12 protein-coding genes and 2 pseudogenes are annotated in these 24,099 nt (G+C 71.9%); 10 read left to right on the forward strand and 4 right to left on the reverse strand.

Annotated features, from left to right (window positions below; genetic code table 11):
• Positions 1-360: 360 nt before the first annotated feature.
• The 3 genes from ACIBLC_RS12615 to ACIBLC_RS12625 all read right to left on the reverse strand — a co-directional run bounded on the left by ACIBLC_RS12615 (position 361) and on the right by ACIBLC_RS12625 (position 4,052).
• A complete protein-coding gene (locus tag ACIBLC_RS12615; protein ID WP_399210848.1) occupies positions 361-2,244 on the reverse strand; it encodes a ricin-type beta-trefoil lectin domain protein in 1,884 nt (627 codons plus the stop codon).
• Between the two features lie 525 nt (positions 2,245-2,769).
• The gene (locus tag ACIBLC_RS12620) at positions 2,770-3,738 is read right to left on the reverse strand and encodes an aldo/keto reductase (protein WP_399210849.1); all 969 of its coding nucleotides are present in this window, start codon (positions 3,736-3,738) and stop codon (positions 2,770-2,772) included.
• Between the two features lie 155 nt (positions 3,739-3,893).
• Positions 3,894-4,052, reverse strand: a complete 159-nt coding sequence (locus ACIBLC_RS12625) for a hypothetical protein (protein WP_399210850.1) — start codon at positions 4,050-4,052, stop codon at positions 3,894-3,896.
• 47 nt (positions 4,053-4,099) lie between these two features.
• Between ACIBLC_RS12625 and ACIBLC_RS12630 the strand changes: the two are divergent.
• Positions 4,100-4,703: pseudogene (locus ACIBLC_RS12630) on the forward strand (UbiX family flavin prenyltransferase).
• Positions 4,704-4,938: 235 nt separating this feature from the next.
• Here ACIBLC_RS12630 and ACIBLC_RS12635 read toward each other — a convergent pair.
• Positions 4,939-5,331: a hypothetical protein gene (locus ACIBLC_RS12635; protein WP_399210851.1), complete on the reverse strand. Its 393-nt coding sequence runs from the start codon at positions 5,329-5,331 to the stop codon at positions 4,939-4,941.
• A gap of 130 nt (positions 5,332-5,461) precedes the next feature.
• On the opposite strand from ACIBLC_RS12635, the gene ACIBLC_RS12640 reads away from it, so the two are divergent.
• From ACIBLC_RS12640 to ACIBLC_RS12680, 9 genes and pseudogenes are all read left to right on the forward strand, one after another.
• Positions 5,462-5,638 carry a hypothetical protein gene (locus tag ACIBLC_RS12640; protein ID WP_399210852.1) on the forward strand — a complete coding sequence of 59 codons (177 nt, stop codon included), beginning with the start codon at positions 5,462-5,464 and terminating at the stop codon, positions 5,636-5,638.
• Between the two features lie 55 nt (positions 5,639-5,693).
• A pseudogene (locus ACIBLC_RS12645) lies at positions 5,694-6,121 on the forward strand (hypothetical protein).
• Between the two features lie 743 nt (positions 6,122-6,864).
• A complete protein-coding gene (locus tag ACIBLC_RS12650) occupies positions 6,865-14,037 on the forward strand; it encodes an SDR family oxidoreductase (RefSeq protein ID WP_399210854.1) in 7,173 nt (2,390 codons plus the stop codon).
• Positions 14,038-14,042: 5 nt separating this feature from the next.
• A complete protein-coding gene (locus tag ACIBLC_RS12655) occupies positions 14,043-18,542 on the forward strand; it encodes a type I polyketide synthase (RefSeq protein WP_399210855.1) in 4,500 nt (1,499 codons plus the stop codon).
• Entirely contained in the window at positions 18,532-18,870 is a 339-nt protein-coding gene (locus ACIBLC_RS12660) for a phosphopantetheine-binding protein (protein ID WP_399210856.1), read from the forward strand. Before ACIBLC_RS12655 ends, ACIBLC_RS12660 begins: the two co-directional genes overlap by 11 nt.
• A 2-nt stretch (positions 18,871-18,872) precedes the next feature.
• Positions 18,873-19,670 carry an alpha/beta fold hydrolase gene (locus tag ACIBLC_RS12665; protein WP_399210857.1) on the forward strand — a complete coding sequence of 266 codons (798 nt, stop codon included), beginning with the start codon at positions 18,873-18,875 and terminating at the stop codon, positions 19,668-19,670.
• Positions 19,671-20,864: a glycosyltransferase gene (locus ACIBLC_RS12670; RefSeq protein WP_399210858.1), complete on the forward strand. Its 1,194-nt coding sequence runs from the start codon at positions 19,671-19,673 to the stop codon at positions 20,862-20,864.
• A complete protein-coding gene (locus ACIBLC_RS12675; protein WP_399210860.1) occupies positions 20,861-22,951 on the forward strand; it encodes an ABC transporter transmembrane domain-containing protein in 2,091 nt (696 codons plus the stop codon). Before ACIBLC_RS12670 ends, ACIBLC_RS12675 begins: the two co-directional genes overlap by 4 nt.
• Positions 22,952-23,031: 80 nt before the next feature.
• On the forward strand, positions 23,032-24,075 hold the full coding sequence (locus tag ACIBLC_RS12680; RefSeq protein ID WP_399210861.1) for an LLM class flavin-dependent oxidoreductase: 1,044 nt from the start codon (positions 23,032-23,034) through the stop codon (positions 24,073-24,075).
• Positions 24,076-24,099: the final 24 nt, after the last annotated feature.

Consider the following 24,099-nt stretch of genomic DNA (forward strand, 5'->3'; position numbering starts at 1 on the left):
CTGGACTCCTGACGATTCGACATCGGACAGAAGCCGTCCCGCGACCCCGGGGACCCCGGCGCCTCACCCGTACACCTGACGGCTCGTCCTGGAGACGAACCGGACGATCATCGGGTTGTCAAAAGCTCGCACTAATTTCTGACGTATCGTCAGTCGATGTCGAGAGGCTGCCCGGACAGCCGTTGGCGGGGACGGCGGTACCACCGTCCGGTCCACTCGCCGGCCGACGTGACGGCAGGCTTGAAGAAACCCGACCGTCGTGCCCGTCTCGGGCAACTCCTCGCAGACATCCCTGACGGTGCTGCGCGCGGGCACCGGTTCCTGACCGCTCGCCCGCGCTCATCGACCCGTCGCGGCAGGTCAGTGGCGGCCTCCTCCCTGGCTGCCGTCACCCCCGTAGCCGTAACCGCCTCCGTAGCCGTAGCCACCCCCGTAACGGGGATCGCCGTACTGCCCGTCCCCCGGGCAGTAGTTGTAGGGGTAGTAGCAGTAGCCGTACGTCGGCGAGGGGGACGACGACGGGGTCGACTCGGGCTTCGGAGGCGCCGGGGTCGCCGACGGCTTGGGAGTGGTTCTCGGCGACGGGGTCTTCGAAGGAGTGGGAGCGGGGTCGGCGACAGGCACACTGGACTCGCTGTTGGCACCCCAGTTGACCACTTCCAGCTGGAGCGAGGGCGAGGTGGTGTCGAGCGTCCAGCGCTGGGCCGACTTGTCCTCGCGGACCTTCAGCACCAGGGCCGCTTCCTCGTCGGCGGATGCCGGGGTGAGAGCCAGGTCCTGGTTCCAGCGCGGGACGAGGGCGCCCTGGAGGGTGAAGTCGTAACGCACGTTCTTGGTGCCCGGCTGGGAGTCGCCCGTGCAGAGGGCCAGTTGGACCGAGTAGCCGAGGTGGGAGTCGAGGCAGAGGTCGGGGTCGGCGACGTTGCGCAGCAGCCCGTCCTCCTCGTACGTCCACTGCTGGACCGACTTCGCGCCGCACGAGGCGAGTTCGGTCTCGGCGCCCTTGACGGGCCTGTCGCCGACGACGCCGACGCACAGCCCGTTGCCGTTGTTGCGCAGCCGGCCCCCCACCATGCCGTTCCGCGGGTCCCCGGAACCTATCCAGGAGGGATCGACGCCGGGTGCCTTGTCCGGGCCCGAACTGGGCGTCCCCGAGGTGCCGTCGGCCATGTCCGCGTCACCGGAGGTCAGCCCGGCCCACACAGCGAGCGGGATCAGGATCAGGGCGCTCACGGTCAGCACGGCGAGGACGACGTTGCGGTGACGCGGGGCGCGCCGGGCACGCCGGGGGGCCTTGTGGGTCGACGGGCGGGAACCGGTGCGCGTGTGTCTGCGCGGCGCGGGCCGCGGGGGGTGGCTGGGGAACCGCGGGGCATCGGCCGGGAGGTTCAGGTACGGGGTCGGTGCGGCGGCCGGGGGCTGGGGAGTTTCGGTCACCTCGACGATCTCGGTGGTGCGTCCGCGCCGCGTCTCGAGATAGGCGCCCGCGGCCCAGCCGAGGACGGCTTCGGCCAGTGGAAGGGCGAGTACGCCGTTGAACTGGGTCAACTGGTCCGCGGCGTAACGGCAGTGCTCGCATCTGGACATGTGGTGCCGGAGGTCGGGATCGAGATCGGCGCCCCCGCGCCTGAGGGACACGTCGAGCATGCGGCTGTAGTGGCGGCACTCCTCCGCGGGGGCCAGTTCGTGGTGAATTTCCAGGCAACCCTCGCGCAGGCGTTCGCGGGCTCGGCGCAGTTCCACCACCGCCTCCTCGTCGGCGAGGCCCAACAGGGCTGCGGGCAGACGTAGTTGCTCCGCCTCGGCCTCGGTGTGCCAGAGCAGGCAGCGGGCGGGCTCCGGGAGCCGCTGGAAGGCCCTGGCCAACAGACGTCTGTTCTCGGGCGGAAGGAGCCGTGCGGCGGCCCGCTCGCCGTCTCCCGGGTCCGACCGCATTTCGGGATGGAGGAGTTCGACCCGCTGGTCGGTGAGCCACTCGGCGGCTATCCGGCGCACAGTCACCAGCAACTGCGGGCGCCATGCGGCCGTCGGCCCGGTCTGCCGCAGCGATTCCCCGAACAGTCTGGTGAATGTGGCCGTGGTGAGCATTCCGGCGGGACGCGTGCCGTCCGTGCACAGTCGCGCGTAAGAGAAGACCGCTTCCCAGTGGCGGTCCAGAAGTTCACCGACCGGATAGTTCGCCGGAGTGTTCCCCAGACTCTTCTTCAGCTCGGCGGCGAGCCGCTCGTCTGATATCTCGAACAAGCGAGCGAGCGACGGGGAATTGGACAGAGTCGCGTCATTCACGTCCGCTTTCCTCCCAAAGGTAACGCAGGAAAAAGTCCATACCAATGGGTATGTAGCCCACCGGCCGAGGCAGAGGGGCTACCCATGGGGGGTTGCACCGCGAACGACCACCTCAGACGGCTCTGATGAAGCGAGGGGCGGACGAGTGCACCGTATGCGTACAGAAGGCAGCGAATATTGTCTGCACGCCGACAACGCACACCTTTGCACAGAGTGACGAGCCGAAACAAGCAGTCTCGTGATTTTCCCTTTCCCGCCGGGCGCGCGAATATTGACGAATGGTCAGCCAAGGCCGTCCGCAAATGAAATTCGGATTCTCGCCACGGGCGGGGCGACCCCACCCGAACTCGCCGTCCACCCACCGGACGAACGCCCCAACCACCCAAATCGCACCCGCGCGTTCATTGTCACGCTGGCATGCGCATGCAATGCGATGGGGCATTGGGAGCGCTCCCAATGCCCCATTCCCTTTCGGCGAGACTGTCAGTGGCCGCTGATCGCCCGCGGCGCGTACGGCCGCTCCAGTTCCTCGATCTCCTTCTCGGTCAGTTCCACGGCGAGCGCGGCCACCGCGTCCTCGACGTGGTGCGGCCTCGTGGCACCGACAATGGGAGAGGTGACCGTGCTCTGGTGAAGCAGCCAGGCGAGGGCGATCCGGGCGCGCGGCACGTCACGCGCGGCGGCGATCCGGGCGACGGCGTCGACGATCTCGTGGTCGCCCTCCCGGTAGAGGTTCCGGCCGTACTCGTCGGTCCGGCTGCGCGCGGTGGTGGTGTCCCGGTCCCGGGTGAGCCGGCCGCGGGCCAGCGGGCTCCAGGGCAGCACACCGACGCCCTGGTCCGCGCAGAGCGGCAGCATCTCGCGCTCCTCCTCGCGGTAGAGGAGGTTGTAGTGGTTCTGCATGGAGACGAACCGCGTCCAGCCGTTCAGCCGGGCCGTGTACTGCGCCTTGGAGAACTGCCAGGCGTACATCGAACTCGCCCCGATGTACCGGGCCTTGCCCGCCTTGACCACGTCGTTCAGGGCCTCCATCGTCTCCTCGACGGGGGTGGCGGGGTCGAAGCGGTGGATCTGGTAGAGGTCCACGTAGTCGGTGTCCAGCCGCCGCAGGCTGTTGTCGATCTCCGTCATGATCGCCTTGCGGGACAGACCGCGGGCGTTGGGCCCCTCGTGCATCGAGCCGTTCACCTTGGTGGCGATGACGACCTCGTCACGGCGCGCCAGGTCCGCCAGCACCCGCCCGACGATCTCCTCGCTGGTGCCGTCGGAGTACACGTTCGCGGTGTCGAAGAAGTTGATCCCGGCGTCCAGCGCCTGGCGGATCAACGGGCGGGTCGCCTCCTCGTCGAGGGTCCACTCGTGGACTCCGCGATCGGGAAGCCCAAAGCTCATGCAGCCCAGGCAGATCCGGGACACGTCCAGGCCCGTCGAACCGAGCTTCACGTACTGCATGCTCACTCCTGCTCTCCATGACGGTGGGGGGTCGGGCCCGGCGCGGCGGCCGTGTCGGGCCGCGGTCAAGACCTTCGGGAGTGCCATTCCCGGTCGCGGACGCCTTAGTCGCACGGCTGCCGGCGCCGACGCCGTCCCGAGCGGTGCCCGAGGGTTCAACCGCCTCTCCCCCGCGCCGTCGCCCGGCACTCCAGCGGCGTACGCCCGTCTCGTCCGCGGAGGAACTGGCCGAAGTCGGGCCGCGTCGACGCCCCGAGGTCGATGCCCCGCCGGCGGCCCCGGGCGCGCAGCTCCGCGAAGTCCAGCACGTCCATGCCGATGGGCGTGCCCGGATCCGGACGTGGAGGGAGGAGAAGCGAAGATGCTGAGTGGACCGCGGCTGACCGTGGCGATGACCGGGGCGACGGGCGGCGTCTTCGGTGTCGGTCTGCTGGAGAACCTGCGGGGGCTGCCCGAGGTGGGGCCGCATCTCGTGCTGTCGCGCTGGGCGCGCACGACGATCGAGCTGGAGACGGGCCGCGGTGTCCGTGAGATGGCGGAGACGGCCGACGTCGTGCACCGGCCGGACGACGAGGGCGCCACGATCTCCTCGGCTCGTTCCGCACCGACGACATGGTCGTCGTGCCCTGCTCGATGAAGACGCTCGCCTGGATCCGGCTCGGCTACGCCGACGGACTCATCGGCCGTGCCGCGGACGTGGTCCTCAAGGAGTGCCGCCGGCCGGTGCTCGTCTCCCGGGAGACCCCGCTGAGCGAGATCCACCTGGAGAACATGCTCGACCTGGCCCGCGAGGGCGTGCGGATCGTGCCGCCGACGCCGCCGGCCTTCTACAACACCCCGCCTCGGTCGGCGACCTCGTCGACCAGATCACCGCGCGGATCCGCGACCAGTTCGAGCTACCCGCGCCCGCGGCCAGGCGCTGGGAGGGCATGCGCGCCGCCCGGATTGTCCGCCCCGCGGTCTGAGCACGCCGCCGTGCAGGGTTCGTGGCGCAATCACGCGCCTTCGCTGAACCCGCCGTCCGGCACCTCCGTCAAGACACAGTGAGCCTTTTCCAACCTGAAGCTGCAGGTCACGGGGGGCGTGGGACAGGGCGGGCGGGGCGCTCGGGCTGGTCGGGTCCTTGATCGACAGCATGTGACGGTTCGCCAGCGGCGAGAATCGCGCTGCCACCTGGATCGTGCCGCTCTTTCGTGTGTCCTACCAGTATGTGGCCGGTCCCGTGACGACCCAGCCGGCGTCGGTGGGCCTGACCCAGAAGCCCAATGCCACCTCGATTGTCCGCGCGCGGTAGGTGATCTCCACGTTGACATGGCTGCCGGCATGGCCCCAGTGGAAGTCCGCGAGACCGAGCTCGCCGAGCCAGGACAGGTCCTGCTCCCACTCGTCGGCAGCAGGGCTGCCGCTCGCCTCGTCCTCATCGCCGCTCGCTCCGGCGGAACCGGTCCACAGCGCCTTGAGCACATGCCGAACCGGGTAGTGATCGATGAGTTGTTCGGCCTCAGGGATCCTCCCGGCTCGGAGCAGGCCGAAGTAGCGGCGAACGAGCACTTCGGCGTCCGTCCTGGCAGGGCGCTGCGTCCAGATTTTCACCGCGAGATCATACGAGTTCGGTGACGCCACTGCGCGGTTGCACCCTGGACATCGCGCGCGGTGGGGGCCGGCTGCCCCTTCGGGCTGTATCTCGGCTGCCCCGCTGTCTCTCGTCTCCTACACTCAGCCGATGGAGACGGCACTGATACTCGGCGGCAGCGGGGTCACGCTGCTCATCTTGATCATCGTCACCGTGCTGCTGCTTTCCGGCCGCCGAGTGCGACGCGGCCGGAAAGTCGGCCGTTACCCATACCGTGCCAAGCCCAACGGCACCTACGACAACTCGTCGACGGGCAGTCCCCACTGATCTATGCCAACCGCCCACGTCAGTTGGGCAGTTGGCCTGACAGACGGATAAAGCCCTGATAGGTGGGTCTTCGACCAAAAGAACCGCTTCCTCACCGCTCGCCGCTCGCCCGAAGGAACGCCAGCGCGCTCTCGGCACGCGGTGGCGGCGCCTGAACGCGGGCCGTCAGACCCCGCTTGCCCTCACCCACCCCCGCAACGGCCAGCCCTCGATCCCGAAACCGGCCCGCGAGCACGGCATCATCGACGCTCTCGCCGAGGCCGGCATCAACTGCTGGGCGGACAAGAGGTAACAGGCCGCAGGTGGTGCGAAAGTCCGGGCACTGGTCGAACAAGCCATCGCCACCGTCGAATCCTGGCGGCTCCTGCGCAAGCTCCGCTGTCGACAACCCGGATCACGAGCCCCGTCCAAGCCATCCTCACCCTCCATCTGGCCAGCTCAGACCGAGAATGCAAGAGGCTCAGGGAGTTCGCCCGACGCTAGGACGCCTTCCAGGTGGCGCCGGAGCGCGCCGAGGACGCGCCCTGGCGCGAGAACGGCGTGACGGGCGAGGACGTCGCCCCGTTCGGGATCATGCCGCTGTTCCGGCTGAACGACAGTGACGGCGGCTTCTACCTGGACAAGGCCACCGGTCTCCCGCGATCCCGAGGACCTGCCGAGCGCGGTCTGCCGCCGGGCCTCCGGACGAGGTCTCCCGGACAAGAGCTGAATATCGTTTACCAGGGTGCCATGCCGGCCCCCGGGACAAAAATGACGTCGAGGGGGCGGAACAGGACCGGTCCGGACATTGCGAAGCCGACCATAAACGCCGAAGTGTCGGATCCCACCCTTTTCAGCAAGGGCGGGTTTCGGTTATATGAGGAAAAACTTGTTCCACATTCAATTTGAGTGACCGAAAACAATCCCTTGCCGGGCGAACCCGTGGGTACTACTTTCTGACGGTGCGTCAAGTCGGCTCGCGGGCAGACGAGTTGGGGCAGAGGAGGGCAAGAGCGAACGACTGGCCAGCTTCACGTGTGCTCCTGGTGGAAGCCGGGTTACCAGTTGGTAAGGCAGCTTCCCAGGGCTGTGTCGCGGACGTTAAATCACGCATGCCCGCTGCCCTTTGAGTGTTTGACTTTCACAAGGGTGCGCAATGAGTATGAGCGGGCCGCGCACCGAAGTCGCTGCGCGTTCCAGCGCTCTCCCCCACTCATCCTCACACTTGTGTGATTTGGAGCGTTCGCGTGCCTGTGCCGAATTTCGTTACTTCCGGGCTGTTTGCTGTCGAAGACATTGTCATCGCCGTCAACCCGTTCGCCGTCGCGTCGGCACGGCTCACCGCTGCCGCCGTGCGCGCCGGTGGTCTGGGCGTGCTCGACCTCACCTCGGGCGGACGACGCGCCGCGGCACAACTCGCGCTCGCCGAGGAGTGGTCGGCCGCCGGATTCGGCGTACGGCTGGCCGCCACCGACGACTTCCCCGCAGGGAACCTCCCCGCCGCCGTGCACACGGTCCTGCTGACCACCGACGCCTCGTGCACGCCCGCCGAGTTCCCCGGCCGGCGCGTGCTCGTCGAGGTGACCGGCCGCGAGCAGGCCGTCCGGGCCGCGGCGGCCGGCGCTCACGGGCTGATCGCCCGAGGCCGTGAGGCAGGCGGACCGATGGGCGAACTGAGCACCTTCGTGCTGTTGCAACAGCTCCTGTCCGACGTCGAGTTGCATCTGCCTGTCTGGGCCTGCGGCGGCGCCGGACCGCACACCGCGGCTGCCGTCGTCGCCGGTGGCGGCGCCGGTGTCGTCCTGGACACCCAACTCGCCCTGCTCACCGAGGCCGAGGCCGAACTGCCCGCGGAGACCACCACGTTGCTCGCCGGGCTCGACGGCTCCGAGACCACCGTGGAGAACGGCCGTCGCGTCGTACGGCGCCGCAGACCCGGCGCCGTCCAGGCCGAGGAGGCTTCCCCGGCCCCCGAGATCGGCCAGGACGGCTTCCTCGCGGCCCGCTTCCGGGATCAGTGGGGCAGCGTCCACGCGGCGGTGCGCGGCGTACGCGACGCGGTGCTCGACGCCCTGAAGCACGCGGGTCCCGCGCTCGCTCCGGGCGGCACGGGCAGCCAGGCACTGGGAAGCCGACTTCCGGTGGCCCAGGGGCCGATGACCCGGGTGAGCGACCAGGCCGCGTTCGCCGCCGAGGTGAGCCGCGCGGGCGCGCTGCCCTTCATCGCCCTCGCCCTCTCCGGCGCCGACCGGACCCGCGCCGTCCTGGAGGAGACCCGGGAGGCGCTCGGCGACCGGCCGTGGGGTGTCGGCGTCCTGGGATTCGCCGACGAGGAGATCAAGGCCGCCCAGCTCGACGTCGTACGGGAGATCCGGCCCTCCCACGCGATCATCGCGGGCGGGCGTCCCGCACAGGCCGCCGCGCTGGAGGAGGTGGGCATCTCCACATTCCTCCACGTGCCGTCGCCGGGGCTGCTGAAACAGTTCCTGAAGGCGGGGGCCCGCAAGTTCATCTTCGAGGGCGCCGAGTGCGGCGGCCACGTCGGCCCCCGGAACAGCTTCCCGCTGTGGGAGGCGCAACTCGGTGTGCTCGACGACTTCCTGGCGGGGACGAAGGCCGCCAAGCCCGCCGAGCTGCAACTGCTGTTCGCCGGCGGGGTGCACGACGAGCGGTCCGCCGCCATGGTCACCGCCCTCGCCGCGCCGCTCAGCGCGCGGGGTGCCGCCGTCGGCGTACTGATGGGCACGGCCTACCTGTTCACCGAGGAGGCCGTGTCCGCGGGAGCGGTGCTGCCCCTGTTCCAGCGGCAGGTGATCGACGCGGAACGCACCGATCTTCTGGAGACCGCTCCCGGGCATGCCACTCGCTGTGTGAGCAGCCCGTTCACCGACGAGTTCGCCGCCGTCAAGGACGACCTGGCCGCCCGCGAGATACCCGGCCGGGAGGCCTGGGAGCAGTTGGAGCGGCTCAACGTCGGGCGGCTGCGGCTGGCGAGCAAGGGCCTCGAGCGGACCGAGGGCGGGCTGAGCGCCGTCGGCGAGGAACGGCAGCTCGCCGAGGGCATGTTCATGGCCGGCGAGGTCGCCGTGCTGCGCTCCGCGGTCACCACCGTCGGCGCGCTGCACACCGCGGTCACGACCGGCGCGGCGGACTTCCTCGCGGCGCGGCTGCGCGGCCTGGGCATCGAGGACGCGGCCACGCCGGCCGCCCCCGAGCCCCTCGACATCGCCATCGTCGGCATGGCCTGCATGTTCCCCGGCGCTCCCGACCTGGCCAGCTTCTGGGCGAACGTGCTCGCCGGCGCGGACGCGGTGACCGAGGTGCCCTCGACGCGCTGGGACGCGGATCTCTACCACGACCCGGCCGGCGCGGGTGAGAGGACGCCGTCCCGCTGGGGCGGATTCCTCCCCGAGATCCCCTTCGAGCCTCTGCGGTACGGGATTCCGCCCGCCTCGCTGCCCGCCATCGAGCCAGTGCAGCTGCTGGCCCTCGAAGCGGCACACCGCGCGCTCGAGGACTCCGGCTACGGAAGCCGGGCCTTCGACCGGGCCCGCGCCTCGGTCGTGTTCGGCGCGGAGGCGGGCAGCGACCTGTCGAACGCCATGACGCTGCGTTCCGTACTGCCCGCCTATCTCGGCGCCCTGCCGCCCGCGCTCGACGAGCAGTTGCCGCGTCTGACCGAGGACTCCTTCCCGGGCATTCTGGCGAACGTCATCTCCGGCCGGATCGCCAACCGTCTCGACCTCGGCGGCGCCAACTACACCGTGGACGCGGCCTGCGCCTCCTCGCTCACCGCGGTCGACGTGGCGTGCAAGGAACTGACGTCCGGCACCAGCGACCTGGTGCTGTGCGGTGGTGCCGATCTGCACAACGGCATCAACGACTACCTGCTCTTCGCCTCCGCGCACGCCCTCTCGCCCTCCGGCCGTTCCGCCCCCTTCGACAGCGCGGCCGACGGCATCGCGCTCGGCGAGGGCGTCGGCTGCGTCGTGCTCAAGCGGCTCGCCGACGCCGAGCGCGACGGAGACCGGGTGTACGCGGTCATCAAGGGGGTCGGCAGCGCCAGCGACGGCCGGGCGCTCGGTCTCACCGCGCCCCGGCCCGAGGGCCAGCACAACGCGTTGACCCGGGCCTACCGCAACGCGGGCGTCTCCCCCGCCGAGGTGGGTCTCGTCGAGGCGCACGGTACCGGCACCGTCGTCGGCGACCGTACCGAACTCGGATCCCTCACCAAGGTGTTCGAGGACGCCGGTGCCCAGCCCGGCAGTTGCGCGCTCGGCTCGGTCAAGTCGCAGATCGGGCACACCAAATGCGCGGCCGGGCTCGCCGGGCTCATCAAGACCTCGCTCGCCCTGCACACGGGAGTGAAGCCGCCGACACTGCACCTCACCGAGCCCAATCCGGCCTGGGACGAGCGGAGCAGCCCGTTCGCCTTCCACACCGAGGCCCGCCCCTGGGCGGCGGCTCCGGCCGAACGGGTCGCGGGAGTCAGCGCCTTCGGCTTCGGTGGCACCAACTTCCATGTCGTGCTGCGCGCCCACCAGGACGGGCCGCCGCCCGCCACGTCGGCCCAGCAGTGGCCCGCCGAGCTGTTCACCTTCCGGGGCTCGGACCGGGCCACTGCCGTACGGGCCGCGGGTGAGCTGCTCGCCCTCGTGGAGGCGGATTCCGGTACGTACGAGCCTTGGCGGCTGCGGGACTTCGCGCTCAGCGCTTCCCGGCGCGCCGAGTCCGTCGCGGCTCGTGGTGCACGTGTGTGGATCGCGCTCGTGGCCGAGTCGACGCGGGAGCTGGCGGCGCTGCTGCGCCGGGCCGTGGCGGGTGAACACGCCCCGAAGGAAGGCCTGTTCGCCGCCGACGATGCGGAGCCTGGCGACCTGGCGCTGCTCTTCCCGGGGCAGGGCAGCCAGCGGCCCGGGATGTTCGCCGAGCTGTTCGTGGCCTTCCCCGAACTCCAGCGCAATCTGCGGCTCGACGGGGACACTGCCCGGGTGCTCTTCCCGCCGACCGCCTTCGACGACAAGGGCCGCACCGAGCAGCAGGAGCGGATCACCGACACCAGCGTCGCGCAGCCCGCCCTCGGTCTCACCGGGCTCACCGCCCACCAGCTCCTCACCCGGGCCGGCGTACGCCCCGCGATGGCCGCAGGGCACAGCTACGGAGAGCTGGCGGCCCTGGCCGCCGCGGGCGCCCTGGCACCCGAGGCGCTGCCGCGGGTCAGCCGTGAGCGGGCAGCCGCCATCCTGGGCGCCACCGGAGACGGCGACCCCGGCACGATGGCCGCCGTCTCCGCGGGCGAGCCGGAGGTCGCGGCGGCCCTCGCGGCGGCGGGACTCGCCGCCTCGGTGGTGACGGCGAACCGCAACTCGCCCGAGCAGACGGTGATCTCGGGCCCCACCGAGGACGTGCTCAGCGCTGTGGAGCGGCTGCGCGCGCAGGGGTTCGGCGCGAAGCGGATCCCGGTGGCGTGCGCGTTCCACAGCCCGCTGGTCGCCGCGGCGGGCGAGACGTTCGCCGAGGTGCTCGCCGAAGTCCCCATCGGGGCCGCCGACTTCCCCGTCTGGTCGAACCGCACCGCGGAGCGCTACCCCGGGACACCCGAAGGGATCAGGGCCGAACTGGCCTCCCAGATCGGCGCACCCGTCCGGTTCGCCGACCAGATCGAGGCCATGTACGAGGCCGGGGCGAGGATCTTCGTCGAGGCGGGCCCCGGCTCGACGCTCACCCGCCTGGTGGCGAAGATCCTCGGCGACCGGCCGCACCGCACGGTCGCGCTGGAGAGCGGCCCGCGCACCGGGCTCACCGGTTTCCTCGCCGCGCTCGCCCAACTGGCCGTCGCCGGCGTCGACATCAGGACCGCCTGGCTCTTCCAGGGCCGGAACGCCGTCGCAGCCGACGCCCGCGCCGCGCGCCGCAAGCGCGCCGCCTGGACCCTCGACGGCCACCTGCTCCGCTCGGCGGACGGAGTGCTCCCCGCCGCCGCCCTCCACCCCGCCCGGCGAGTCCCGGAGGCCCTCGTGACCCACAGCACGTCAGCCGGACCGGTGGCCGCCAGCGGCTCCGAGGCTCTGATCAGCGAGTTCCTGCGGACGAGCCGCGAGATGATCGCGGCCCAGCGGGATGTGATGCTGGGCTATCTGGGGGCGGACCCGGGTGTACGACCGGCCACTCCCGCCCCGATCGGGTACGCGGACGTTCCCGTCACCGTGACCGCGCTGCCCGCCGTCCCCGCTCCTCGTCCCTCCCCGGAGCCGATGCCGGCCACGACATCGGTGCCCGCGGGTGTCTCGGTGCTGTCGGTCGTGCTCGAGGTGATCGGTGAACGGACCGGCTACCCGGTCGACATGATCGAACCCGACCTCGACCTCGAAGCCGACCTCAGCGTCGACTCCATCAAACGCGCCGAAATCGCCGGAGAACTGGCCGGACGACTCGGGCTGACCGCGACCGGCGAAGCCGACGTGGAAGAGCTCGCGAAAGCCCGTACCGCCGCTGCCATCACCGCTCTTATCGAGCGGGTCACCGGGCCCGCGTCGGCTTCCGCCCCGGCTGCCGTCGTCGTCGCCGGATCCGCCTTGCCGACCGCCGAAGACGTCCTCGCACTGGTGCTTGAGGTGATCGGCGAACGCACCGGCTACCCGGTCGACATGATCGAACCCGACCTCGACCTCGAAGCCGACCTCAGCGTCGACTCCATCAAACGCGCCGAAATCGCCGGAGAACTGGCCGGACGACTCGGCCTGACCGCGACGGGTGACACCGACGTCGAGGAGCTCGCCAAGGCCCGTACCGCCGCGGGGATCGCCGTGCTGGTGGCGGGCGTTCGGGGTAGGGCGGCACCGGCTCTGCCCGCCCCGGCTGTCGCCTCCGCGGCAGCCGGGCCTTCCGTGGGAGCCGGCCCATCGGCGGCTGCCGGGCCCTTTGCGGGGGTCGAACCCCCCGCAGGAGCGGGGGCCGAGCCCGAGTCCCCGGACACCGGTTCCGCCGTCGTCGTGGCTCCCAGGCGCCTCGTCATGCGGGAGTTCGACCTCGCCCCGGCCAACGTGGTCGAAGGCGCGTTGACCGGCCGCAGCTTCCTGATCCTCGGCGACGGACCGGTGGCCGACGCACTGGCCGGGCTCCTCCGCGCGCACGGGGCCGAGACGCTGACCGCCCACGAGCCCGTGGCCGGCCGGAGCTTCGACGGACTCATCCACCTCGTCGCACCGGACGCGCCGCCCGTCCTCCCGGATGTCTTCGCCGCCTATCAGCGTGTGCTGGCGGACAACCCACGCTGGGTGCTGGCCGCCGGCGCCTCGGCAGGACTCCGCGGATTCCTCCGGTCGGTCGCACGCGAGTACCCCGACACCGTCGCCCGGGTCGTCGAGCACTCCCCCGGCACCGCGCCCGAGGAGGTGGCCTCCGATCTCGTCGCCGAACTCACCGCGTCCGACCGCGAGCCGGTCGTCCTGCGCTCGCCCGGCGTCCGGCGTGGACTGCGTATGGCGGAGGAGGGTCTCGGCCTGCTGGGCAGTACGGGCGCGGGCCCGGCCGGGGACGGCGCCGCCGAGGCGGTCGCGCTCGGCCTCGACTCCGACTCGGTGGTGCTCCTGGTGGGCGGGGCGCGCGGGATCACCGCCCGCTTCGCCGCCACCCTCGCCGGGGCGAGCCGCTGCCGGATCGAGCTGTTCGGCCGGACCGCCCTCCCCGAGGGCGAGGAGGACCCCTCTCTCGCCGCCGCGCGCACCGCGGGCGAACTGCGGACGGCGCTCATCGCGAGCGGGCTGCGGGTGCCCGCCGAGATCGAGCGGGCGATCAACCGCATCCAGGCCGAACGCGAGGTACGCGGCACGCTGCTCAAGCTCGCCGGGCTCGGCTCCCAGGTGCGCTACCGCGCCGTCGACGCCCTGGACGGCGACGCCGTGCGCGCGGCCGTCAAGGAGATCCACGCCGAACACGGCAGGCTCGACGGCGTCGTGTACGCGGCCGGGGTGATCGAGGACAAGCTGATCGCGGAGAAGAGCCCGGAGTCCTACGACAGGGTGTTCCGTACGAAGGTCGACGGGGCGCGTGAACTACTGGACGCCATAGGCGAGTTGCATGACGGGCCGCGGTTCGCGGTGCTGTTCGGCAGCATCGCGGCGACTCTGGGCAACCGCGGCCAGTCCGACTACGCCGCCGCCAACGACGCCCTGGAAACCCTCGGCGCCCGTTGGGCGGGCGGCGGTGCGGGCCGCCGGGGACTGACCGTCCACTGGGGCCCCTGGGCGCCCACGGGCGCCGGCAACCACGGCATGGTCACGCCCGAGCTGATGCGGCACTACGCGGGCCGCGGCATCAAGCTCATCGATCCCGACGAGGGCACCATGAGTCTGCTGCGCGAACTGGCCTGGGGCCCCGAGGGCGACACCGCCGTCGTCTACACCGCCTCCGGCTGGTGAACCGGATGACCGGTGCACGCGCCGAACCCATCGCCATCGTCGGGATGTCGGTGCTCTTCCCCGGCGCCCCCGACCTCGCCGCGTACTGGCGGAACCTGGTCGCCGGTGTGGACGCCATCACCGAGGTCCCGCCCGGGCGTTGGGACGCCGACGAGCACTACGCGCCCGGCGCCGAGCCCCGCGCGGACCGGGTCTACTGCCGGCGCGGCGGCTTCGTGGACGAACTGGCCGAGGTGGACGTCACCGAGTTCGGGATCATGCCGGCCTCGGTGGTCGCCACCGAGCCCGACCAGCTCATCGCGCTGAAGGTCGCCGCGCAGGCCATCGCCGACGCGGGCGGCGCGGACCGGCTGCCCGCCGACCGGCACCGGATCGGCGTGGTCCTCGGCCGGGGCGGCTACCTCACCCCCGGTCTGGTCAGGCTCGACCAGCGGGTCCGCACCGCGAGCCAGCTCGTACGGACCCTGGGCGAGTTGCTGCCCGACCTCGGCGCCGACCAACTGGAGTCGGTACGGCAGGCGTTCACCGACCGGCTCGGGCCCGAGGCGCCGGAGTCCTCGATCGGCCTGGTGCCGAACCTCGCCGCGTCCCGGCTGGCCGGGCGGCTCGACCTGCGCGGTCCGGCGTACACCGTGGACGCCGCCTGCGCCTCCTCGCTCATCGCCGTCGACCACGCGGTGCGCGAACTCGCCAGCGGACGTTGCGACTTGATGCTCGCCGGTGGGGTGCACCACTGCCACGACATCACCTTCTGGAGCGTGTTCAGCCAGTTGGGGGCACTTTCGCCGAGCGAACGCATCCGGCCGTTCCACAAGGGTGCGGACGGGGTGCTGATCGGTGAGGGCACCGGCGTCGTCGTCCTGAAGCGGCTCGCCGACGCCGAGCGCGACGGCGACCGGATCTACGCCGCGATCACCGGGACCGGCGTCGCCTCCGACGGACGTACGACCAGCCTGATGGCCCCCGACTCGGGCGGCCAGGTCCGCGCGGTGCGGCAGGCCTGGGAGGCCGCCGGGCTCGACCCGGCCGCACCCGGTTCGATCGGGCTCCTGGAGGCGCACGGCACGGCGACACCCGCCGGTGACGGAACGGAACTCGCCACGCTGGCCGAGGTGTTCGGGCCGCCGCCGGAGGAAGCGACCGCGGAGCGGCCGTCCGCCGTCATCGGCTCGGTGAAGTCGATGATCGGCCACACCATGCCCGCCGCGGGCGTCGCCGGGCTCGTCAAGGCCGCGCTCGCCGTGCACCACGCGGTACTGCCGCCCACCCTGCACTGCGACGACCCGCACCCGGCACTCGCCCGCACCCGGTTCACCCCGATCGACACCGCCCGCCCCTGGCACACCGACGAACGGCAGCCCGTGCGCCGTGCCGCCGTCAACGCCTTCGGGTTCGGCGGCATCAACGCGCATGTGGTGCTCGAACAGGTCGCGGCCAGGCCGGTGGTGAAGGTCCCGGTGGTGGGGGTCTACGAGCCCGAGCGAGTACTGCGGCTGACCGCGCCGACGCCGGAGGCGATGGCCGAGCTGCTGGACCGCGACGACACCACGCTCCTCGCGGCCGGTCTCGACGAGCGGGCGGCAACTCAGGGCTCGGACCCGGTTCGCCTCGCTGTCGTCGACCCGACGGCGAAGCGGCTGGCGCTGGCGCGGAAGGCGGTCGCCAAGGGCAGGGGCTGGCGTGGCCGCAACGACGTGTGGTTCGTGCCTCGCCCGCTGCTGGGCCCCGGTGGCGGGAAGCTCGCCTTCGTCTTCCCGGGTCTTGAGGCCGAGTTCACGCCCAACTCCGATGACCTCGCGCGCCACTTCGACCTGCCCGCCGTCGCCGACGCCACCGTGGGCGACGTGGGCCGCCAGGGCACCGGCGTCTTCGAACTGGGCCGGCTCCTCGACGCCGCGCTGCGAAGGCTCGGCGTCGTACCGGACGCGCTCGCCGGTCACAGCCTGGGCGAGTGGACGGCGATGGCCGCCGCCGGGATCCACGCGCCGGAGGAGGTCGACGCCTTCCTCGCCGGCTTCGACCCCGACGCGCTGAACGTCCCCGGACTGGCCTTCGCGGTGATCGGCGCGCCCGCCGAGCAGGTGCTGGAGGAGCTGTCCGGCCGCGACGACGTGGTGCTCTCCCATGACAACTCCCCCAACCAGTCGATGATCTGCGGTCCGGAGTCCGCGGTCGGCGAGCTCGTCGAGCGGTTCCGTGCCCGGGCGGCGATCTCGCAGATCCTGCCGTTCCGCTCGGGTTTCCACACGCCGATGCTGAAGCCGTACCTGGGTCCCATCAGGGAGGCGTCGGAGGCCTACTCGCTGCACCCGGCGCGGCTTCCGCTGTGGTCCGCGACGACCGTCACCACGTATCCCGCCGAACCCGCCGCGATCCAGGCCCTGTTCATCCGCCATCTGCTGGAACCGGTCCGCTTCCGGCCCCTGGTGGACACCATGTACGCGGCGGGCTTCCGTGCCTTCGTCCAGCTCGGGGCCGGACAGCTCGGGTCGCTCATCGGCGACACCCTGCAAGGGCGCGACCACCTCGTCGTCCCCGCGCACTCGCCGCACCGGTCGGGGCTGCCGCAACTGCACCGGGTGGCAAGCGCGTTGTGGGCGGACGGGGCAACACCGGAACTGGCGCCGCTGCTCGGCAGCCTCAAGGCCGCGACTCCCGCTCGCTCACGACGCCCGGTCAAGCTGGACCTCGGAGGCGCGAACGTCTCCCTGGACGCGGAGACGCGTCGGCGGGTGGGTGCGGCGCTCCGCCGTACGCCCGCTCCGCAGGCGGGCCTCGACCTGGCCGGGGTCGGCGAACAGGACGCTCTGGGAATGGAGTTGACGGCGCTGCTGCGCGACGCGACCGCGCTCGCCTCGGACGTGGTGACGGCGAGCCGCCGCAGGCCCGGCCGTTCCGCTCCCGCCGACCATGTTCGCCGGCCCCGACCGGTCGAGTCGGACCCCCGGCCGCCCGCCGTGCGCCCCCTCGAAGCCACCCTGCACGTCTCCGTCGACTCCATGCCCTACCTTCTCGACCACTGCTTCTACAAGCAGCCCGCCCGAGCCGATCCCGCCGACCACTGGCCCGTCGTCCCCGGCACCACGGTGGTCGCCCACCTCATGGACTTCGCGGAGCGGGCCGTGCCCGGTCACCGCGCGGTGGCCGTCCACGACGTACGGCTGCACCAGTGGGTAGCCGCCACTCCCGCGGTAGACATCCCGGTACGGATCGTGCCCGAAGGGCCGGACCGGGTCACCGCCTCGTTCGGCTCCTACGCGAAAGCCGTGGTCGAACTCGCCCCCGGACAGACGCAGTCCACGCCCAGCGCCCCCTGGACCTTCCCGGCCACGGAAGAGCGGAAGCCCGACATGACGGCGGCGGAGCTCTACACCCGCCGCTGGATGTTCCACGGTCCGCGGTTCCAGGGCGTGAGCGAACTGACCGCGGTCGGCGACCGGCACGTCCGCGGCGTGATCGTCACCCCGCCCGCGCCGGGAGCGCTGCTGGACAACGTGGGCCAACTCCTCGGCTACTGGATCATGTCCAGCCTCCCGGTGCGCACCACCGTGTTCCCGGTCGGCATGAAGGAGATCCGCTTCCACGGACCGCATCCGGCCGCCGGCGAACAGCTGGAGTGCCTGATCAGGATCACGTCCGTCACCGACGCGACGCTGGAGGCGGACATGCAGCTGGTCCACCAGGGGCGTGTGTGGGCGGAGTTCACCGGCTGGCAGGACCGCCGCTTCGACAGCAATCCACGGATTCGCGCCGTGGACCGCGAGCCCGAGCTGCGCACCCTTTCGCTGATGCAGCCGGGCGGCTGGTCGCTCGTCCACGAGGAGTGGCCGGACCTGGCCACCCGTGAACTGATCATGCGGAACATCCTGGCGGGCGAGGAGCGTGAGCAGTACGCGGCACACGCGCCGCGCGGCCGACGGCAGTGGCTCCTCGGCAGGATCGCGGTGAAGGACGCGGTACGGCATCTGCTGTGGGACGGCGGCGCGGGTCCGCTCTTCCCCGCCGAGGTGCGGGTCGGCAACCAGCCCGGCGGCCGTCCCTTCGTCACCGGCGGCTACGGCAGAACCCTGCCCGCGCTGCACGTCTCCCTCGCCCATCGCGGCGAGACCGCCGTCGCGATGGCCAGGGCGGAGGGACCCTGCGGCATCGACATCGAGGAGATCACCGACCGCCCCGAAGGCACCCTCGCCGTCGCACTCACCCCCCACGAGAGCGAGTTGCTCAGAGGGCTCTCGGAACAGGCCCCCGAACGACTCTGGTTCACCAGGTTCTGGGCCGCCAAGGAAGCCGTTGCAAAGGCGCGCGGCACCGGACTCGGCGGCGAGCCCAAGCAGTTCGAGATCACCGCGGCGGACGGCGCCCTGCTGACCGTACGCACCGCGGGCGAGGAGTACCTCGTGCGGCATCGCGAGCTGACCACCCCCCAGCCGTCCGACCGCCCCGGCAAGCAGTACGTCGTGGCCTGGACGGCCGTCAATGATCAGGAGAACGCAGATGACCACTGAACTCACCGGACTCGAAGCCGCCGCGCGCCCGGCCGCCCCCGACGAGTCGACCGCGCTCGCCGACATCTCGGCCATCCTGCGCACCGTGCTGGAGGAGTACGGGCTCGACGACGCCGAGATCACCCTGGCCACGTCCTTCCACGACGACCTGGAGCTGGAGAGCATCGACCTCGTCACGCTGTCCGCCCAGTTGCGCGAGTTCTACGGCGAGCGCGTCAACTTCGCCGCGTTCATAGCGGATCGCGGCCTGGAGGAGATCATCGCGCTGACCGTCGGCGATCTCGTCGGCTATGTGGTGGGCTCGCTCGCCGTCGCGGAGGTGAGCTGACGATGCCCACGATCCGGGTGAACGGCCTCGACGTGCACGTCCAGCGCCTCGGCCACACCGGTGACGCGCCGCGTCCCGTCGTCGTCCTCATTCACGGCCTGCTCATCGACAGCCTCGCCAGCTACTACTTCAGCCTCGCCCCACAGCTCGCCGAAGAGGGCATGGACGTCGTGATGTACGACCTGCGCGGGCACGGCAAGACCTCCCGGCCTCCGACCGGTTACCGCATGGAGGACTTCGTCACCGACCTGGACGAGCTGCTCGACGCGCTCGCCGTCGACCGCCCGGTGCACCTCGTCGGCAACTCCTTCGGCGGCGCCGTCGCGTACGCCATGGCCGCCGCCCGCCCCGGGCGGGTCGCCAGCGTCGTCGCCATCGAGGCGGAGCCGCCGGCCAGGCCCTGGGCGCAGAGCATGTACGAGGGTCTGGTGCAGGGGAGTTCGGTGGTCGAGCAGGTCACCGAGTGGCTGCGGGAGAACCCGGGCGAGCGCAACGCCCGGCCGTTCCGGGCCGCCGGAAAGATGCTCGACGAGACCACCGTCGCCCAGGAGATCCCGCAGAGCGACCTCATCGACGAGGACCTGTCCGCGATCCGCTGCCCCGTCTTCGCCCTGTACGGCGGGGCGTCGGTGCTCGCCGCGCAGGCCGGCGCGATGGAGGCCGCCCTGGAGGACTGCCGCGCGGTCGTGCTGCCCGACCGGGGGCACTCCGTGATGGTGGAGGCCACCAAGGAGACGTACGCCCTGGTGCGCGACTGGCTGTTCCGCCAGGAGGCGCGCGCGCTGCGGGAGGCCCGCTAGATGGGCAGGTTCCTGTTCGTGATGCCTCCGCTGGTCGGGCACGTGAACCCGGCGGTGGGCACCGCGGCGACGCTGGCCGCCCGCGGGCACGACATCGCCTGGGCGGGCCACCCCGAGCTGATCCGGAGCCTCGCGGGAGCCGACGCCGTCGTCTTCCCGTGCGGGGTGCCCGAGGACGCGCCGTCCCGGCCACCCGAGCTGAAGGGCCCCGCCGCCTTCCAGTTCCTCTGGGAGAGCTTCCTGATCCCGCTCGCGGACGCGATGGCGCCCGGGGTACGGGCCGCGATCGAGGCGTACGGTCCCGATGTCGTCGTCAGTGACCAGCAGGCGGTGGCGGGCGCGCTGGTCGCCGAGTCCCTCGGTCTGACCTGGGTGACCTCGGCCACCACCTCCGCCGAACTGGTCGACCCGCTGGCCGGCCTGCCCAAGGTCGCGGCCTGGCTGGACGGGCTGCTCGCGGAACTGCGCGGACGGATCGCGGGCGGCTCGGGAGGGGCGGACCCGCGTTTCTCACCGCACGGCGTGCTCGCGTACACCACGCGCGCGCTGCTCGGCCCGGTCGAACTCCCCGGCCGGGTCTGGCTGGTGGGCCCCTCGGTCGCCGCCCGCCCGGCACGTCCCGACGATTTTCCCTGGGCCTGGCTCGAGGCGTCCGCGCTGCCCACCGTGCTGGTCAGCCTGGGCACCGCGAACACGGACGCGGGTGCCCGCTTCCTCAACACGGCCGTCGAGGCACTGGCCGCGATGGCGGACCGGGTGCGCGCCGTGCTCGTCGATCCCGGCGAGGTCGTCGAGGGCCCGGTCGCCGACAACATCCTGCTGCGCCCGCACGTGCCCCAACTCGCCCTGCTGGAAAGGCTCGACGCGGTCGTCTGTCACGCGGGCCACAACACGGTCTGCGAGGCGCTGTGGCACGGCGTCCCCCTCGTCGTCGCCCCCATCCGGGACGACCAGCCGATCGTCGCGGGTCAGGTCGTCGACGCGGGCGCCGGAGTGCGGCTGCGCTTCGGGCGGGCCGACGCGACGCGGATCGGTGCCGCGGTCGAGGCCGTGCTCGATCCCTCCGGGGGTCACCGCAAGGCCGCCGAGGCGATCGGGGAGTCCTTCCGGGCGGCGGGTGGCAGCGCGGCCGCCGCCACCCGGCTCGAAACACTGCCGGCCGTGCCGGCCGCGACCGGAGTACGAGGCGCATGACCGAGAACAGCACGTCCGTCGCCCAGCCGGGTGCCGCCGCCGACCGGCCGGACGCCTCGAGCAACCCTTCCAACGCCCGGCCGGACGCCGCGGGCGACGCGCCCGCTGCCCGACCCGGTACCGCACCGGGCACCGGCGCTGACCGGCCCGGTGCCTCACCCGACACCGCTGCTGTCTGGCCCGCTACCTCCCCAGGTGCCGCCGCTGCCCCGCCGGGCACCCCGAACGGCACGTCCGCCGACCGCACGGGCACCCCGACCAGCCCGCCCACCGACCGCCCGAGCACCCCAGCCGCCCCGCCCACCAACCACCCCGTCGCCGAAGGCGAGGGCGCCTCCGCCACCCACCCAGGCTCACCCGTAGGCACGTTGGCCGCCCTGATCGGCTACGCCAGGCCGCACTGGCGGGTGTTGCTCCTCTCCCTCGTCCTCACCCTGCTGGCCAGCGCCTCGGGCCTGGTGCAGCCGAAGTTCGCGCAGGAGATCCTGGACCGGCTCGACGAGGGCGCCGGCGTGGCCGCGCCGGTCGCGCTGCTCGCCGCGTTCCTTGCGGCGGGATCCCTGCTCACCGGGATCAACGCCTGGCTCCAGCAACGGACTTCGGAACGGGTGGTCCGGCAGGTCAGGAGCGGTCTGGTGCACCGGCTGATCCGGCTCCGGGTCTCCGAGCTCGACCGACGGGCGCCCGGCGACCTCATCGCCCGCGTGACCTCCGACAGCACGCTTCTCAAGAGCGCCGCCACCGAGGGCCTCATCATGACCGTCAACGGCGTACTGACCTTCGCCGGAACCCTGCTCATGATGGCGACGCTGGACGTGCGCCTGCTGGGTGTCACCTTCCTCGTACTGACCCTGGTCGGCATCGTGATCACCATGATCCTGCCCCGGATCAAGGCCGCGGTGGCCCGCTCGCAGACCTCCGTCGGCGCGGTGGGCGCCGTCCTCGACCGCACCCTCGGCGCGGCCCGTACGGTCAAGGCCAACGGCGCCGAGGGCCGCGAGACCCGCGCCGCCGAGGAGGCGGTCGACGAGGCGTACGCGGCCGGACTGGTCGGCGCCCGCTACAGCGCCCTCGTCGCCATGGTCGGCGGCGCCTCCATCCAGAGCGCGTTCCTCGTGGTCCTCGGCGTCGGCGGCGTCTTCGTGGCGAACGACACCATGTCGGTCTCCGAGCTGATCGCCTTCCTGCTGTACGTGTTCTTCCTGGCGATCCCGGTATCCCAGCTCGTCGGCGGCGCCGCCCAGCTCCAGCAGGGGCTCGGCGCGGTTGGCCGGATCCAGGAGGCGGCCGGGCTTCCTGTCGAGGCCGACATCGACTCCCCCGCCGCCCCCGCCCCCGGCCCGCCGCCGGACATCGAGCTGAGCGGGGTCGAGTTCACCTACCCGGGCCGTGCCCCGGCCCTGCGCGGCGTGAGCTTCACCGTCCCCGGCGGCACCCAGACCGCGCTCGTCGGCCTGTCCGGCGCGGGCAAGACCACCCTCTTCTCCCTCCTCCAGCGCTTCTACGAGCCGGCCGCGGGCACCATCAGGATCGGCGGCCAGGACATCTCCGCCCTGACCCGCGGCGAGCTGCGACGCCGGATCGCGTACGTCGAGCAGGACTCCCCCGTCATGTCCGGCACCCTCCGCGAGAACCTGCTCTACGCCGCTCCCTCGGCCACGCCCGAAGACCTGTCCGAGGCGCTGGCCGTCACCCGTCTGGACGCGCTGGTCGCCCGCCTGCCGATGGGCCTGGACACGCCTGTGGGCCCCCGCGGCGTCACGCTCTCCGGCGGTGAGCGCCAGCGCCTGGCCATCGCCCGCGCCCTGCTGCGGCGCCCCCAGGTACTGCTGCTGGACGAGGCGACCGCCCAGCTCGACGCCCGCAACGAGCAGGCCCTGAGCGAACTGGTCGCCCGCACCGCCGGACAGTGCACGGTCATACTCATCGCGCACCGGCTCTCCACCGTGACCGGGGCCGACCAGATCGTGCTCCTGGAGCACGGTGACGTCCGCGCGATCGGCACCCACCGCACCCTCGTCGACGACGACGAGCTCTACCGGGAACTGGCGGCGACACAGTTCCTGGCGGCCGAGCCCCAGGTGTGAGGCCGACGGGCCGGGAAGCCCCGGAGGAGATCCGTGGTTGACGTCCATGACGACAGCGACCGATCTCCGCCGGAGCAGCCATGCCGAGCCCGCAGCAGCACCCCAGCACACCGGGGCCGCGCCCTGAAGCCGTGCGCTTCTCCGTGCTCGACCGCTCCCGCACCCGCGAGGGCCACGACGCTCCCGAGGCCCTGCGGGACACCGTGCGACTGGCCCAGGACCTGGAGGCCCTCGGCTATCACCGGATCTGGGTCTCGGAGCACCACGGCGTGCCGGGGGTCGCGGGCTCCGCGCCGACCGTCCTGGCCGCCGCGGTCGCCGCCGCCACCCGTACGATCCGGGTCGGCACCGGCGGCGTGATGCTGCCGAACCACCAACCCCTGATCGTGGCCGAACAGTTCGGCGTCCTGGAGTCCCTGTTCCCCGGCCGGATCGACATGGGTATTGGCCGTTCCGTCGGGTTCACCGACGGAGTCCGCAAGGCCCTCGGCCGGGACAAGGACGCGGCCGACAGCGACGACTTCGCGGCGCAGCTCACCGAACTGCTCGGCTGGTTCCGCGGCACGTCGTCGACCGGCGTCCACGCCCGCCCCTCCGAGGGCCTGACCGTGCCGCCCTTCCTGCTCGCCATGGGCGAGGGCGCCACGATCGCGGCGCGAGCCGGCCTGCCCATGGTCATCGGCGACCTCAGGAACCGCGACCGGATGAGGCGCGGCATCGATCACTACCGCGAGACGTTCCGCCCCTCCGTCTGGGCCCGGGAGCCGTACGTCGTGATCTCCGGCACGGTCGCGGTCGCCGCGACCCCCGAGGACGCGCGGCGCCTGCTGCTCCCGGAAGCCTGGTCGATGGCTTACTCCCGCACCCACGGCACGTTCCCGCCCCTGCCGCCCGCCGAACGGGTCGCGAGCCTGGCGCTGAGCGGCAGGGAGCGGGATCTCTACGAGTCCGGGCTGACCGGTCAGCTCGCGGGCACGGAGGAACAGGTCGCCCACGAACTGCAGACGGTGATCAAGGAAACCGGCGCACAGGAGGTGCTGGTCACGACCAGTACGTACGACCGGGACGCCCTCCTCGACTCCTTCCGGAGGCTCGCCCGGGTCGCGGGACTCACCGCGACCTAGAATCGTGGGGTTTGCCCCGACGTC

It is taken from the genome of Streptomyces sp. NPDC050535, assembly GCF_044457665.1.
Taxonomy (GTDB): Bacteria; Actinomycetota; Actinomycetes; order Streptomycetales; family Streptomycetaceae; genus Streptomyces.